This window comes from Paenibacillus sp. RRE4 (assembly GCF_031844205.1).
Taxonomy (GTDB): Bacteria; Bacillota; Bacilli; order Paenibacillales; family Paenibacillaceae; genus Paenibacillus; species Paenibacillus xylanexedens_B.
In genome coordinates this window covers 53,559-67,212 of record NZ_JAUZUT010000007.1, presented here as the reverse complement: position 1 = coordinate 67,212, position 13,654 = coordinate 53,559, and the positions used below count along the sequence as shown (strand labels likewise).

The window sequence follows — 13,654 nt, the reverse complement described above, 5'->3', positions numbered from 1 at the left end:
GCCCCTCCTTTGAGTTTCGGTTGAGAATAAATATGGCCAAGATCATAACGATGTGAAAATAGCATATAGGTGCTTTTTAGCACTTAATCATGACGATGGCATCCTGATGCTAAAGTCATGCTTTTGTTCTTTTATCTGAAATCGTTCCTATCTTTATCGTATGTCCCGATATAGTCAAAGTCAATTGATTGGAGGCATTTGTTACGCAATTGTTATATAGTTCTTAAGATATAGAGGTAACAATTCCATAGTGTGTAAATTACAGGAGATTACGATGTGCCTAGTGGATATCCTTGTTCATTTTTTTGTTTTTGGATCATCTTCAAAACGGTTCTTTCTGGTTTACAGATGAGACCGTTTCTCATATAATTTATGTAACCAAGTTTCATGTGATGAAACATGAGGAGGGCATCATGCCATGGAAGACCGCAAGTTAACCGTCCGGGCTGTAGAACGGGCGCTGGATATATTATTATGTTTTACCACGCGCAGTGATCTTGGACTCACCGAAATTGCCAGCCAGATCGGTTTGCACAAAAGTACGGTGCATCGGTTGATGGCTACACTGGAGGATCGGGGGTTCGTGATACGTGATGCAGCAACCGAAAAGTATCGACTGGGCATTCGGATCTGGGAGCTGTCGGCGCATATGTCACGTAGTGACGATCCTGCAATTTTGCTTTTACCTGCAATGGAGAGACTTCGTGATCGCTTGGGCGAGACGGTAAGTCTTTACCTTCGTGACGGCGGTGAACGGATTCGGATTCAGGCTGTGCAGAGTGATCAGGCTATTCGGCGGGTTGCGCCTGTAGGGGTCAGACTGCCGCTTTCCGTAGGCGCTTCAAGCAAAGTGTTAATGGCATTTGCCGCTGACGAGGATCGGGAGGAACTGATGAACGGCCCGGAATGGCCTGTATTTATCGATCCGGCCGTCTATCTGGCACAGATGGAAGACATTCGGGTGAGTGGCTACGCAACCAGTTATGAGGAACGCGAGCCGGGAGCTGCCGCTGTGTCCGTGCCCATTATGGATCGCAGAGGCAACATTGCAGCGGCGCTTTCCGTGTCCGGACCTGTTAGCAGGCTCTCGCAAGAGACATTACACGAGTACGCACCTGTGTTGAAAGAGGCAGCTGTGCAAATGGGACTTATGTTGCCTTAGGGGTGGGCTCTTTGCATGAAGTTTTGCTAGAAGGGAATTTCCCCTCTGGAATATTAAGGTTGAATTTCAGCCCAGATTACGCTACTCTGTAATGGACGACCCAGCGGGGTCGGTTGAAAATGTTATTTTGCAAGTTGAACAGCGGCTTGATTGTCGCAATACGTTTACGTTACTGGGGGAGTCCGAATTGTCCGGACTGAGACGGGATCGCATGAGATTCCGGACCCTTTGCACCTGATCTGGATCATACCAGCGTAGGGAAGTAATCGGCCACATGACCACAAACACCACAGGCGTTAACCCGGGACCCATGCTGTATTGCAGCGGATGGCCCTGGTTGCGTGTATGGTGATGGACATCAGTCGGTTCCTTCGGAACCGGCTTTTTTTATTTACAGCGGCAAGCAGAGATTCATGTGTTGTGTTTCACCATGGCAGTGACGGCACAACAATTGCGGCATATATGCCGCGACTTCTAAGAGAAGTGATCTCGCGTATCGTGCTCATGCTGATTGTACATAAAAGTTGTCTTTTGGATTATTCTGGCTGCTTATGCAGGGTTAATCCTGCTGTGCTTCTGTGCTCTGCTTTTTCCAGACAGGTGTGGTAAGTCAAAGCTGTCACATTGGTGGACGATATGGGCAAAAGAAGATCACAGAGGAGGAACAGGAGACATGAGTACACATAAGCAAACGGGGCAACAGACGGGAATAGAGGAAACAGGGCGCGATGGTCATCCGGTGGAAAAGAAAACCGGAGCGGCTGGAGGGGTACAACCCTTCCCGGGCAGCCGCAAAGTCTACATTCAGGGCTCACGACCGGACATTGCTGTGCCGGAGCGTGAAATTGCCCTTCATGACACGAATACTCCCCAAGGGGTGGAGCATAATGAGCCGCTGCGTGTCTACGATACGAGCGGCCCGATGACCGATCCCGAATTCCAGATGGACATTCGGAAGGGGCTACCTGCGCTCCGGAATCACTGGATCATGGAGCGCGGTGACGTTGAAGAATATGAAGGTCGGGCGGTGAAACCTGAAGATAATGGCTTGAAGCCAGGCGGACGGAGGGCCGGGGCAGAGGAGTACCCGGGTTTCCGCGGGCAACCGCTACGAGCTCAGGCCGGGCGGTGCGTCACGCAGATGCATTATGCGCGGCAGGGTTTGATTACGCCGGAGATGGAGTACGCCGCTATTCGTGAAGGCGTAGAGCCCGAATTCGTACGGCAGGAGCTGGCGAGCGGCCGTGCGATTCTTCCATCCAACATCAATCACCCGGAGAGTGAGCCGATGCTGATCGGGCGTTATTTTCATGTGAAAATCAACGCCAACATAGGCAATTCCGCTGTATCTTCCTCCATCGAGGAGGAGGTGGAGAAGATGACCTGGGCTGTTCGCTGGGGATCGGATACGGTAATGGATCTCTCCACAGGCAGAGACATTCATACCACACGGGAATGGATCATCCGTAACTCTCCAGTGCCGATCGGTACGGTGCCGCTCTATCAGGCGCTGGAGAAGGTGAATGGCGAGGCGGAAGCACTCACTTGGGAGTTATACCGAGATACGCTGATTGAACAGGCGGAGCAGGGCGTGGATTATTTTACAATTCATGCGGGTGTGTTGCTGCGATATATTCCGATGACCGCGAAACGGATGACGGGGATTGTGTCACGGGGCGGGTCGATTATGGCGGCGTGGTGTCTGGCACATCATCAGGAGAACTTTTTGTACACCCATTTTGAAGAAATCTGCGAGATTATGAAAAGGTACGATGTTGCTTTCTCCCTCGGGGACGGACTACGTCCAGGTAGCATCTACGACGCCAACGATGAAGCACAGATGGCGGAGCTCGCCACACTTGGGGAATTAACGCAGATTGCATGGAAGCATGATGTGCAGGTCATGATTGAAGGGCCGGGGCATGTGCCGATGCATAAGATCAAAGAGAATGTGGATTTGCAGATGGAGATCTGCCAGGAAGCGCCGTTTTATACGCTCGGACCACTGACCACAGACATCGCACCGGGATATGATCATATTACGTCCGCGATTGGGGCAGCGATGATTGGCTGGTTTGGTACGTCTATGCTCTGCTATGTTACCCCGAAGGAGCATTTGGGGCTTCCGAACAAGGATGATGTGCGTGAAGGGGTTATCGCTTATAAAATAGCCGCTCATGCCGCAGATCTAGCCAAAGGCCACCCACGCGCCCAGCGCCGGGATGATGCATTGTCGAAGGCACGCTTCGAGTTCCGCTGGAGAGATCAGTTTAACCTGTCGCTTGACCCGGAACGAGCGCTATCCTACCACGATGAGACGTTGCCCGCAGAAGGGGCGAAGGAGGCCCATTTCTGCTCGATGTGCGGGCCGAAGTTCTGCAGTATGCGCATTACGCAGGACATTCGTGCCTTTGCCGCTGAACGCGGCCTGAACGACGATGAAGCAGTCACGGCAGGAATGCAGGCAAAAGCGGAGGAGTATCGGGCACGGTAATGCTAGGACGTGTCTTCAAAACACTGAAGTGCATCTTTTACCGACTATCGACTTTTCGCCCCTTGTTGCTTCCGTTTCCCTTGACGTGCCCGGTAGCTTGTGTGAAACTTTCTGGATTGGAACGGATGTTGGTAAAATGGAGTTCCTTCAGCGTTTTAAGACACGTTCTAATCAAGTCTGTTCCAGATACGATACAAGATACCGGCGATTACAAACAATAAGCCATCGGACAGTCTTAGATTACCTGCATGCAGGATAGCTGAACATCCCATACCTATTATGAACAAGATAAGAATATATAGAAATCTCATGTGCTGATCACCTCATATTCTATATTAAGGGGTCAGACGGTTCCAGCTTCTGCACAGAGATGATCTAAAATCTAACGATCTCCACAAACCTTATTTTGGTGATTTTGCCTCGAAAAAAATTCTAACGATCCCCAGCGACGCTATTTCGCTGAAATTAGCCGAAAAAGGGGTGATTCGCTGCTGGAAACCTGAAATAAGGTTTCTCAGGATCGTTAGAATTTCAATGGGGCTGAAATGAAGCAAATAGCGTTCTCTCAGATCGTTAGAGATAAGAAGGGACGATCTAATTCTACCGCGATCATCTTTCGATTGTATAAATCCTCTACGATTGTATGAATCCTCTATCACTATCATCATAGGCTCTGGCTCTGACCATATCAGTAACCATTGACATGAATCGCATCATACTTACTCATAATATCCTTTTGCATACACGGCTGCTGTCGAGAAGCAGAGATGCTTCATTTCGTCCTGCTGATTTTCAGGCGGCATCTCCAGAAACCACGGCTCCTGCATATCCTCTCGGGTCATGGGCACAGGACGCCATAGAATCAAGCCGATCTGATCGAACTGATAACTGCAACCAAGCTCAGGATCTTCGCGGTCATATGGCGCAATAACGTCCAACTGCGGTATCAAAATGTCAGCCTCGGTGCCAAGCAGATCAAGTTCTCCCAGCATGCATTTAAAATCGTCACTTTCATAAAATTCAATAAAATGTGCTTTGCCTTGGGCATCATACTCCACTTTTGGATCAAGGGTGAAAGCTTCCGTTTGTTCCACTTCACTCTGTGTCATGCCTAACCGGATATCTCCGATGGATTGACCTGGTTCTACAGCGAGATGTTTCATGGTCATGGTTATATTCCCCTCCAAAATAAAGTCTGCATAGCTGTGGTTTACCACCCTTGTAAGGAAGCAGGACAGTGCGTACTGGAAGCTGCACACAGCGCGAAAATACTTATACTTTCTTCGTAATACCGATATCCTGCTCTAGACTCGCGCCTAACCCTGATAATGGCGTATGAATGGTTATGCCCGTATCAGCAGATGCCTGCTCAGCCGCAGGAGCCATGGAGAGCTGAGCGGCAACAAGACAGGTATCCTCGCATTCAAGAGCAAGTTGTTGCAACGCACCTTTTAATGCTGCGACGTATCCTTCCTGGTCGCCTCGCATAATCATGTCGAATAGACCGGGGAGCAACATTGACTCTAACTCAGGCTTGTTCTTTCCTGCCGAATGTCGATCCATATAGTCACGATATCGAGCCATCGTCGGTTCTACTGTGGCGGGGTTAGTAAACGCGAGCAAATACCGCTTCGGATGTTTTACCATCATCGCGAGCAGTGAATCGTCAATACCCGTTACCCTAATCGGTAACGGTTGTATTTGTTCCAGTACGGCAGCGAACAAGGTGCATGTCACAAGAATGGCGTCAGCGTGACAGCGGCTCATCCATTGCAATGTCTGATTTACTTTTTCCCGAACAAGCGCACTATTGAAATGCTCATCATGCTTGAGCCGATCAAGACCGGGGTCTACGTAGTGAACCAGTTCGATATTATAGGAAGTCAGGGCTTGTTCAATCAACCTGATATTGGAGTGATGCGCGTGGAAACAGGCAATGGTGCTCATAGGCAATCCCCTTTATGTAGAGTGACTACAAGACGCGCCTGGATCACACAATGAGCGTGAACCATCGGTAAGAAACTTCGAGCCTGAAATGTCACCTTTTACACGTAGTATAGGGAGTAGCCTCAGAGATGTAAAGACTTATCTCATGTTCATGGATACGTTCTTTTTCGCCATTTTTTGCTGTAGAATTTCATGGAAGGATAGGCCTTGAGTGTTCTCATTTTCCTTTTTGGGCGCATTGGTCGCCGTGTTGCGCGGATATTGGTGGTGATACGGGATCATTTGCTGAATAGGCATGCGGATCATCTTGGTTTCCTCCTTACATGCATGATGGACATGCATCGTTAGTTTTGTATGTATTTTCAACACTCGTTTTGTTGGTGAACATAAAATGAATTCACGTTGTACGCATATAGGTACATATGACTTGTTACATGAAATGGTTCATATGAAGCCGGAATTCCGACTCGGATGTAGTGATTTTACCCGGTATTCAGAAGATGTAAACGGTTTTAGGGAAATTCAGGAATAAAGAACCTGATATGAAAGGCGAGGTGTGGGAGCGTGGTATCGGTTGTTATGCGAATGGTCCTAATTTTAGGGAAGTCAATGGTGCTTGCCTCTAAGACATATGTCCAAGTGACTAGGTATGGTATATGCTAACTAACTTGGTTCTATGGTCGGGGTATGTTGATCGAAAAATGTCAAAAAAAGCTGCCAAGACCACTTGGCAGCTGCAGGTTTCCCATTGGATTCTCTATTTAAATTCCCTTTTTGAAGAGGGGTATCCGTTAGTATTACTTCCGTTACCTGCGTTCGTTTACCGCAATATATACATCCACCTGTGCATGTTCCGGGTTTAAACTCCGCTCATCGTAATACTCAAAATCGCCGGTAAATGTGCGGTCACTCTGATGGCTCCACGTCCACACTGCCCCCCACACCTCACTGACCACCTCAACCATGGGTCCGGTTCTCGAAGTAAACACTGCATAGGTAGCAGGCGGTAACTGTACCTCGTCGAAACCTTCAGGTAGTCGTTCTTCCTCGCCGACTTCATGTCCGACCAAAATGGTATATTCTCCAGCAATGCCATCTGCGTAATCCGTGTAACAGCCATAACGTGCAGCTTCAGTAGCCGGAATGTGTTCGGAGGCAAAATAACGACCCCACAACGCACCGATGCTGCCTTGGCCGCTCATCTCAATTGCGTTGGTTGTACGTGCTGACAGCCCGGCTATGCGTTTGCCCGGAAGGGTTACATAACGGACAGGCTCTCTGGAAAACGAAGTATCCTTTGGTGGATTAGCAATAGTTCCGTCCTGACCGTTTCCTACATTTCCTGCATTCCGCCATCGTTTCAAAAAGGGCAGTTGGTTGCGTAGCATCGAGCGGGCTGATTCCTCGTCCATACCTTCTTCTTTCAGAATAGTGGTGCACATCTCGATCATGCCTTCTAGTGTCATCCCCGGTTGTTCAAACTTGCCACCCTTGTAACAATAAATGCAGTATTCGCGGGTTTGGCTGCCGTCTAACTCGGTGCCGAATTGCTCGGTGCTGGTTAGAGGCATTCCACAGCTCTGACATACGGTAACGTTCATTCTTCATTCCTCCTTGGGTATGGTACAACTTCAACGTGAACATAGTTGAAGTATACGGGGAGGAACTGGACAGCTGTCTGTCAGGTTTGAGCTGAGGCTTTATAATTTTGCACAATTTGCTCTGCCACGCGGCATACATTGTCCCGAATGTGCAGAGGTTCCAATACCTCCACATCCGCGCCAAAGCCGAGAATAAAGCCATATAGCCAGTTATCCTCAGGGAAAGCGATCTGGCTGATATAATACCCGTTGCCGTCAGGCAATACATTTTCAATCCCAAACCATTCTTCCGCGAGATGACGGGCACGGGCATGGAATTTCAGCGTGAGTCCAATGTGATTGTTCGGACGGCTCCATTCCTGCTGCCACGGTCTGTCCTGAAGGTTGATGGATTGACGTTCAAAATGTTGTTCGGCAAGCACAACCTCTTTCATGCGCACCAGCTTGAACATGCGGAATTCATTCCGTTCATGGCAAAAGGCATACAGATACCACGCGTGCCTTTTCAGCACAAGGGTGTGTGGATCAACCGTGCGACAGGTCTCGGCACCTTCGGCGCTGCAATAAGCAAAATGAATGCATTGAAGTTGATCGATTCCCTGGTCGATGACCTTTAATTTCTGTTGTAGTGCTTCAGGGTGAGTCCACGTTGAATAATCCACGATGAATCGATGCGTGCTGGCCTGAAAATCTTCATTTTTGGCTTCCGGCACGATACTGCTTAGCTTCTCTACCAATAACTCACGCGCAGTATTCGTATGAGTGGTTGAGATGCTACGCAGCGCCGTGACGATGGAAGCGAGGTCCTTGTCGGTTAACAGATTACGATCCAGCCGGTAGCCTTCTGCCAGCCCGATTCCACCGCTTGCGCCCTGATATGTCACCACGGGAATTCCAGCTTGGCCTAATGTGTCGATGTCTCGATAGATTGTACGTATGGATACTTCAAACATGTCTGCCAGGTCTTTGGCCTGTAATCGCCTGCGATTAATGAGCAGTACCACAATGGCTAACAAACGCTCCAGTTTCATAGCGATACCTTCCTTTTTTATTAGTGTCTATATAAATGGAATATTTTTTTACACTTGAACGGAGAGGACAGAAAAAACCTGGAGAAGCAAAGCGGTCGCTTGAGAGATTTCTGAAAGAAAGCTGCTTCGGAAGCATACGCTGATCACCGGATTTTCCCTATAGAAAAGGGAATCAAAAAATCTGGAGATAACAGCGATTGGAAGGTTATTCTGTCATTGGAGTGGACTGTGTAAAACTTTTGTCCAACTTATATAACATTGCTTTCAATTGTTTATCTGGGAGTTATCTGTTAGATTCAAAGGTGTTATATTGCCCAGCATCCCATATAGGAGTGAAATAAGCAATGAAGCGAATTACGATTCTGATTGCGGACGATGAAATAGAGATCGCGGATCTGGTTGCTTTACATTTACAAAAGGAAGGCTACCATACCGTCAAGGCCTCTGACGGACAGTCGGCACTGCAGGCTGTTCAGACACACGCCATCGATCTGGCGGTTCTGGATATTATGATGCCGGGTATGGACGGGTATGAGGTGACCCGTAAAATCAGGGAACAGCACCATTTTCCCATCATTTTCCTGAGTGCGAAAACATCGGACATGGATAAAATTACAGGACTCGTGATGGGTGCCGATGATTATATGACCAAGCCGTTCAATCCGATGGAGCTTGTGGCTCGCGTGAACTCTCAACTACGGCGTTCTTTGCAGTTCAGCCAGTCCACAACTGCAGCGCAGCGTTCTGTTTTGGAAAAAGGCGGACTTGTTATTGTCCCCGACCAGCACAGCGTAACGCTTTACGGTAAACCGCTGGAGTTAACACCGAAGGAATTTGACATTTTAGTGTTACTTGCCAGCAATCCCAAACAGGTATTTAGCACAGAAGTCATATTTGAAAAGGTATGGGGCGAGGCTTATTTCGAGAGCGGCAATACCGTCATGGTGCATATCCGAACGCTGCGCAAGAAGCTCGGAGAAGATGTGAACAAGAACAAGTTCATCAAAACGATCTGGGGTGTGGGGTACACGTTCAATGACTAAACGGAGAAGTTTTCGTACAACGATGATTATGATGCTCGGTCTGAGCATGCTGGCTTCCGGCGTCGTCACGTTTATCGTATATAAGCTGTTGCAGATGTACTACGCGGGGGTAAGGCGGGAAGACCCGCTGGCGGAATATCGGAATATCATGAGAAGTATTGGCGATCTATATGTCTTTATGCTCCTCTTCATCCCACTTGCGATTTTATTTTTCTACTTGTTTACCAGACGTTACGTTACGTATTTCAAAGAGATTTCCGCGGGCATTAATCACTTGGCTAACGGGGATTTTGATCATCAGGTACAGATTGTGGCCAAAGACGAATTGGGTGCGATTGCGGAAAGTGTCAATATGGCGAGCCAGAAGCTGCGAGAAGCGGTGAATCGAGGGGATTTTGCCGAAAACAGCAAAGACCAGCTCATCGTAAACCTTGCGCATGATCTGCGCACGCCGCTGACCTCTGTACTGGGATATCTGGATTTGTTGATGAAGGATGAACAGTTGACCGAGGAACAGGCGCGGCATTTCATAGCGATTGCGTTCACCAAGTCCCAGCGGCTGGAGAAGTTAATTGATGATCTGTTTGAAATCACACGAATGAACTATGGCATGTTGCCTGTACACAAAACGCGGCTGGACCTGAGCGAGCTGTTGAAGCAAATGAATGAGGAACTTTATCCTGTTTTTGAAAAAAATAATCTGGTCACCCGTTTACATATCGATAACGATCTTACCGTATCCGGAGACGGGGAGCTGCTCGCCCGTGTGTTCGAGAATCTGCTCATCAATGCTGCGCGGCATGGGAAGGACGGGATGTACGTGGATATAAAGGGATTTCAGGATGAAGGCCAGGTTGTCATTCAGGTGACGAACTATGGAGGACATATTCATCCTGATGATCTGCCACGCATCTTCGACATGTATTACACCGGAGATCGGGCACGGACCGTGCAAGAGGGAGGCACGGGTCTTGGACTGTTTATCGCGCGTAATATCGTGGAGCAGCATGAAGGGATAATATCGGCTGTAAGTGATGTGGTACACACGATGTTTGAGGTTCGTCTGCCTGTTTTCCAGCAGGTTTCTCATGAAACTTAAGAAAAATTTAAACATTGCCCTGCGTTTTCTTTAAATTGTTTTGCCTATCCTTGAATTATGAGAGGGAGGAGGAACAATCATGAAAAAGTGGGGCTTTCTACTATGCATCATTTTGATCGGGTATTTCGTGACGCAATCCACGGCAGCTTTGTGGCAGAAGGAAGAGATGCCGATTGTTGTTTTGGATACCAAAGAGAAATACGCGGGGTACCGAGAAGCTGCATTTCAAGAAATGAAACAGCAAATACATAAAGGCAATCTTGTTTTGGTCAATTCCGAGCATCCGATTCACCCGGAGGGTATTCGCTCCGACATTGTAGTTGTGGCTGAAGAGGAAGACTTGCTTTTAGGTTATGGACTACTGGATCACAAATTGATGTTATCGCGTGAGGTTACAGAGAGATTCCAGAAGATGGTTGAAGCAGCAGGCGAAGAAGGAGTACGCTATTTCCTGATGAGCAGCGGATACAGAGATTTTGAGAAGCAGGATGAGCTATATCGGCAAAAGGGTTCGGACTACGCGTTGCCTGCGGGTTACAGCGAGCACAATCTGGGGTTATCCCTGGACATAGGTTCAAGTCTGGCCGCAATGAGTGAGGCTCCAGAAGGAGCGTGGCTGGAGAAAAACGCATGGAAATACGGTTTTATTTTGCGATATCCCAAAGATAAAGTGAACGTGACAGGCATTCAGTATGAACCCTGGCATTTCAGATATGTCGGCATGCCGCATAGTGCGGTGATGTACAAGAATCAGATGGTTTTGGAAGAATATCTGGAGATGTTAAGAGAAAAGAAAGACGTGAGCGTCGATCTGGACGGCGTTACATATGATATCCATTATTATCAGGTATCGAAGGATACGAAGATTTATCTGCCAGAGAATGATGCCTACGACATCTCCGGTGATAATATGCAAGGAGTTATTGTTACGGTTGAAAAATCGTCTTGATGATGAGTATCAACCTAAGAGGGCGGCCTGATGGAGGAGGTAGAGACAGCATGAGACAGAACAAGCCGAACGAGCAGTATAGGCAACAAGGTCAAAAAAATCATCAAAAAATCAAACTTTTTGATGTGAACCAACGTCATAAGAGTCACGGTCAAAAACACAATCGCAATGAGATAAAGAGCAATCCGTTTCGAATCGTCTGGATTGCCCTGTTCGTGATTTATCTCTATCTGCTGACCAAACTGATTTTATTTAAAGGTGGAGCGGTGGATGCAGGACTGGTATGGGACAGACTGATGGCACTGCTGCGTCAACCGGATCTGATCCATACACGAACTGTAAATCTGACGCCTTTTCAGGAGATCAAACGAGACTGGCACAGTCTCTCCGTTCATCACCGATCAGGAACAGCAATTCACTTGGTGGGCAATATTCTTGCATTTGTGCCGTTTGGTGTATGGATTACGGGGATAATACGCCATTCTTTTTTCGCCGGGATTCATGTAATGTTTCTATCCTTTCTGCTTAGTCTGGGTTATGAAGTGACACAGTTGCTGACGGGGATGGGTATCTTTGATGTGGATGATCTTATGCTGAATACAATTGGCGGAATGATCGGATATGTGTTGTATATCGTGTTACTGGTATTGAACAGGCTATTCACTGGGGGAAGATCGAGAGTAGTGGTGAATAATTAGGCGACGGACGACGAGAATCACAGGAGAGTAACTCTGAGAATTACAATGTAAATCACTGGGAGAGTAATTAAGCGAAAGAGTGATCGTGATAACTGTGGAAGAGAGGCCCGTGTTTCTTGGCCTGCCTAAGGAGGGATTACACTGATTATTATCGCTGTGCTGTTGATTAGTGCAGGGTTTATGTTTCTGATATGTCCGCAGAGTACAACAGGTGCCACAGATCAGCAAATCAAGGATCGTCGATTTCTAGCGAGGTGGATAGGAGCAACTTTGATCGTCATGTCGTGTTTATTTCTGATGATGGGAACCATGCAACTGTTCGATCAATCCTCGCATTATATTGGGCATTAAGTGAATCTCCCTATTAGATTTCAGTGTTTTGTCCCCCTCACGGCGCTAACGATCACGACAGACCTTATTTGGCTGATTTTGCCGAGTCATCAATTCTAACGATCACCAGGAACGTTATTTGGCTGGATTTCAGCTGAAACTAGGATAAATCGAGGGGATTTACTTAAATAGCGTCTCTACGGATCGTTAGAATTTCACAAGGCCTATTTGGCGCCCAATAAGGCTTCTCATGATCGTTAGAGTCGTTAGCATTTTGGCTGCCGGTCTCATTGACGTTGATTTCTTAACTTCAGAACCTTTCCTGCGACGGATACGATTTTGCTTTGTTCGCCAGCGGGGATTTTCACCTGAAAGTTACACTCTAGAGCATTGATTTGAGTAATTTTAAGCGGAGCATTTTGTGATACTTCTTCATCGTTGTAGTGGAGAGACATTTAATGAGATAAAGAAAAGACGATTCACCCATAACCTGTATGCTCACTATACTTGGAGGAGGGCTCGCATTGATTTTGTTAGCTAGAGAGCTTGCCGGAAGAATGAGAGCGTTGATCGCTATCGAAAGTGAGATCGCAGACGCAACACATAGACAAGAGGATGAACAGGCCATACTGGACTTGGAAAAGAAAAGGTCCACACAGATCCGAAGCTTCACACGTGATGAATTATTGGTTATCCAAACGGTTATGAATATTGGCCAATGCGAAAGAGGTTATCGTTATTATGCCAACTCAGAGAATCCAGATTATTATGAGATCATTCATCTGCCTATTGAGTTGAACGAGCATGAGTTGATGCAGAAATATTCATATTATCTGGTACATAAAACGGAACGCGAGCTTGCAGATAGAATTGAGCATTATACGGCTGTTTCTGAACAACTGAAGGAAGGCCTGGCTATTTTGAAACTCTAGGAGGCAGATCGGATGATTATGAAAATTTCGTATTACACTCCTGACGGTTTCTATTATTATGTCCCTGACCGGCATGCAGATCAAATCGAAGCGTGGAGAAATGAATTTTCTGATTTTCTGCAACGCATTGAAGGTAAACATCCGTTCACTCAATATATGGAATCGATTAATTTCGATGATGAACTGGAATATGGGGTGTTTATTCGCAGTTACGGCGGGGATGACTTTATGGATTGGATCAACGTCGAAAAGTTGAAAAGCAGGGGAATCTATCGTATACCTGAACCGCCGGATGATTCAGAGGTGGGAATCAGGATCGATTTTTAATCAGATTGCGACAGCAAAGCATCAACAGCAAAGCAAAAATG

13 protein-coding genes and 1 riboswitch are annotated in these 13,654 nt (G+C 47.2%); of the genes, 8 read left to right on the top strand and 5 right to left on the bottom strand.

The window, feature by feature from the left end:
- The first annotated feature begins 418 nt into the window (after positions 1–418).
- Together Q9R46_RS23355 and thiC are read left to right on the top strand one after the other, a co-directional pair.
- Positions 419–1,162: an IclR family transcriptional regulator gene (locus tag Q9R46_RS23355; protein ID WP_090924571.1), complete on the top strand. Its 744-nt coding sequence runs from the start codon at positions 419–421 to the stop codon at positions 1,160–1,162.
- 164 nt (positions 1,163–1,326) lie between these two features.
- Positions 1,327–1,440, top strand: a riboswitch (TPP riboswitch).
- A gap of 395 nt (positions 1,441–1,835) precedes the next feature.
- Complete coding sequence (thiC, locus tag Q9R46_RS23350; protein WP_311281990.1) at positions 1,836–3,656, top strand: phosphomethylpyrimidine synthase ThiC; 1,821 nt, start codon at positions 1,836–1,838, stop codon at positions 3,654–3,656.
- 719 nt (positions 3,657–4,375) lie between these two features.
- Here the strand turns inward: thiC and Q9R46_RS23345 are convergent.
- The 5 genes from Q9R46_RS23345 to Q9R46_RS23325 all read right to left on the bottom strand — a co-directional run bounded on the left by Q9R46_RS23345 (position 4,376) and on the right by Q9R46_RS23325 (position 8,235).
- The gene (locus Q9R46_RS23345) at positions 4,376–4,825 is read right to left on the bottom strand and encodes a hypothetical protein (protein WP_311281989.1); all 450 of its coding nucleotides are present in this window, start codon (positions 4,823–4,825) and stop codon (positions 4,376–4,378) included.
- 103 nt (positions 4,826–4,928) lie between these two features.
- Positions 4,929–5,603: an aspartate/glutamate racemase family protein gene (locus Q9R46_RS23340; RefSeq protein WP_311281988.1), complete on the bottom strand. Its 675-nt coding sequence runs from the start codon at positions 5,601–5,603 to the stop codon at positions 4,929–4,931.
- Positions 5,604–5,741: 138 nt separating this feature from the next.
- Entirely contained in the window at positions 5,742–5,909 is a 168-nt protein-coding gene (locus tag Q9R46_RS23335; RefSeq protein WP_186331900.1) for a hypothetical protein, read from the bottom strand.
- Positions 5,910–6,409: 500 nt separating this feature from the next.
- Positions 6,410–7,204 carry a zinc ribbon domain-containing protein gene (locus Q9R46_RS23330; protein WP_311281987.1) on the bottom strand — a complete coding sequence of 265 codons (795 nt, stop codon included), beginning with the start codon at positions 7,202–7,204 and terminating at the stop codon, positions 6,410–6,412.
- An 80-nt stretch (positions 7,205–7,284) separates the two neighbouring features.
- Entirely contained in the window at positions 7,285–8,235 is a 951-nt protein-coding gene (locus Q9R46_RS23325; protein ID WP_311281986.1) for a helix-turn-helix transcriptional regulator, read from the bottom strand.
- 344 nt (positions 8,236–8,579) lie between these two features.
- Here Q9R46_RS23325 and Q9R46_RS23320 point away from each other — a divergent pair, with 344 nt between their 5' ends.
- The 6 genes from Q9R46_RS23320 (at position 8,580) to Q9R46_RS23295 (ending at position 13,613) form a co-directional block, all read left to right on the top strand.
- Positions 8,580–9,278, top strand: coding sequence for a response regulator transcription factor (locus tag Q9R46_RS23320; RefSeq protein WP_145336153.1), 699 nt, complete (start codon positions 8,580–8,582; stop codon positions 9,276–9,278).
- Positions 9,271–10,377, top strand: coding sequence for a HAMP domain-containing sensor histidine kinase (locus Q9R46_RS23315; protein WP_145415345.1), 1,107 nt, complete (start codon positions 9,271–9,273; stop codon positions 10,375–10,377). Before Q9R46_RS23320 ends, Q9R46_RS23315 begins: the two co-directional genes overlap by 8 nt.
- 79 nt (positions 10,378–10,456) lie before the next feature.
- On the top strand, positions 10,457–11,326 hold the full coding sequence (locus tag Q9R46_RS23310; protein ID WP_311281984.1) for a M15 family metallopeptidase: 870 nt from the start codon (positions 10,457–10,459) through the stop codon (positions 11,324–11,326).
- A 50-nt stretch (positions 11,327–11,376) separates the two neighbouring features.
- Positions 11,377–12,024, top strand: coding sequence for a VanZ family protein (locus tag Q9R46_RS23305; RefSeq protein ID WP_145415343.1), 648 nt, complete (start codon positions 11,377–11,379; stop codon positions 12,022–12,024).
- Between the two features lie 854 nt (positions 12,025–12,878).
- Positions 12,879–13,286, top strand: coding sequence for a hypothetical protein (locus tag Q9R46_RS23300; RefSeq protein ID WP_311281983.1), 408 nt, complete (start codon positions 12,879–12,881; stop codon positions 13,284–13,286).
- A 12-nt stretch (positions 13,287–13,298) separates the two neighbouring features.
- The gene (locus Q9R46_RS23295) at positions 13,299–13,613 is read left to right on the top strand and encodes a hypothetical protein (protein WP_311281982.1); all 315 of its coding nucleotides are present in this window, start codon (positions 13,299–13,301) and stop codon (positions 13,611–13,613) included.
- The last annotated feature ends 41 nt before the right edge of the window (positions 13,614–13,654 follow it).

What these genes read in the sequence shown, in the direction of transcription:
- Q9R46_RS23355 (WP_090924571.1), top strand. Translation starts at nt 419, where the DNA reads ATGGAAGACCGCAAGTTAACCGTCCGGGCTGTAGAACGGGCGCTGGAT.
- thiC (WP_311281990.1), top strand. Translation starts at nt 1,836, where the DNA reads ATGAGTACACATAAGCAAACGGGGCAACAGACGGGAATAGAGGAAACA.
- Q9R46_RS23345 (WP_311281989.1), bottom strand. Translation starts at nt 4,825, where the DNA reads ATGACCATGAAACATCTCGCTGTAGAACCAGGTCAATCCATCGGAGAT.
- Q9R46_RS23340 (WP_311281988.1), bottom strand. Translation starts at nt 5,603, where the DNA reads ATGAGCACCATTGCCTGTTTCCACGCGCATCACTCCAATATCAGGTTG.
- Q9R46_RS23335 (WP_186331900.1), bottom strand. Translation starts at nt 5,909, where the DNA reads ATGATCCGCATGCCTATTCAGCAAATGATCCCGTATCACCACCAATAT.
- Q9R46_RS23330 (WP_311281987.1), bottom strand. Translation starts at nt 7,204, where the DNA reads ATGAACGTTACCGTATGTCAGAGCTGTGGAATGCCTCTAACCAGCACC.
- Q9R46_RS23325 (WP_311281986.1), bottom strand. Translation starts at nt 8,235, where the DNA reads ATGAAACTGGAGCGTTTGTTAGCCATTGTGGTACTGCTCATTAATCGC.
- Q9R46_RS23320 (WP_145336153.1), top strand. Translation starts at nt 8,580, where the DNA reads ATGAAGCGAATTACGATTCTGATTGCGGACGATGAAATAGAGATCGCG.
- Q9R46_RS23315 (WP_145415345.1), top strand. Translation starts at nt 9,271, where the DNA reads ATGACTAAACGGAGAAGTTTTCGTACAACGATGATTATGATGCTCGGT.
- Q9R46_RS23310 (WP_311281984.1), top strand. Translation starts at nt 10,457, where the DNA reads ATGAAAAAGTGGGGCTTTCTACTATGCATCATTTTGATCGGGTATTTC.
- Q9R46_RS23305 (WP_145415343.1), top strand. Translation starts at nt 11,377, where the DNA reads ATGAGACAGAACAAGCCGAACGAGCAGTATAGGCAACAAGGTCAAAAA.
- Q9R46_RS23295 (WP_311281982.1), top strand. Translation starts at nt 13,299, where the DNA reads ATGATTATGAAAATTTCGTATTACACTCCTGACGGTTTCTATTATTAT.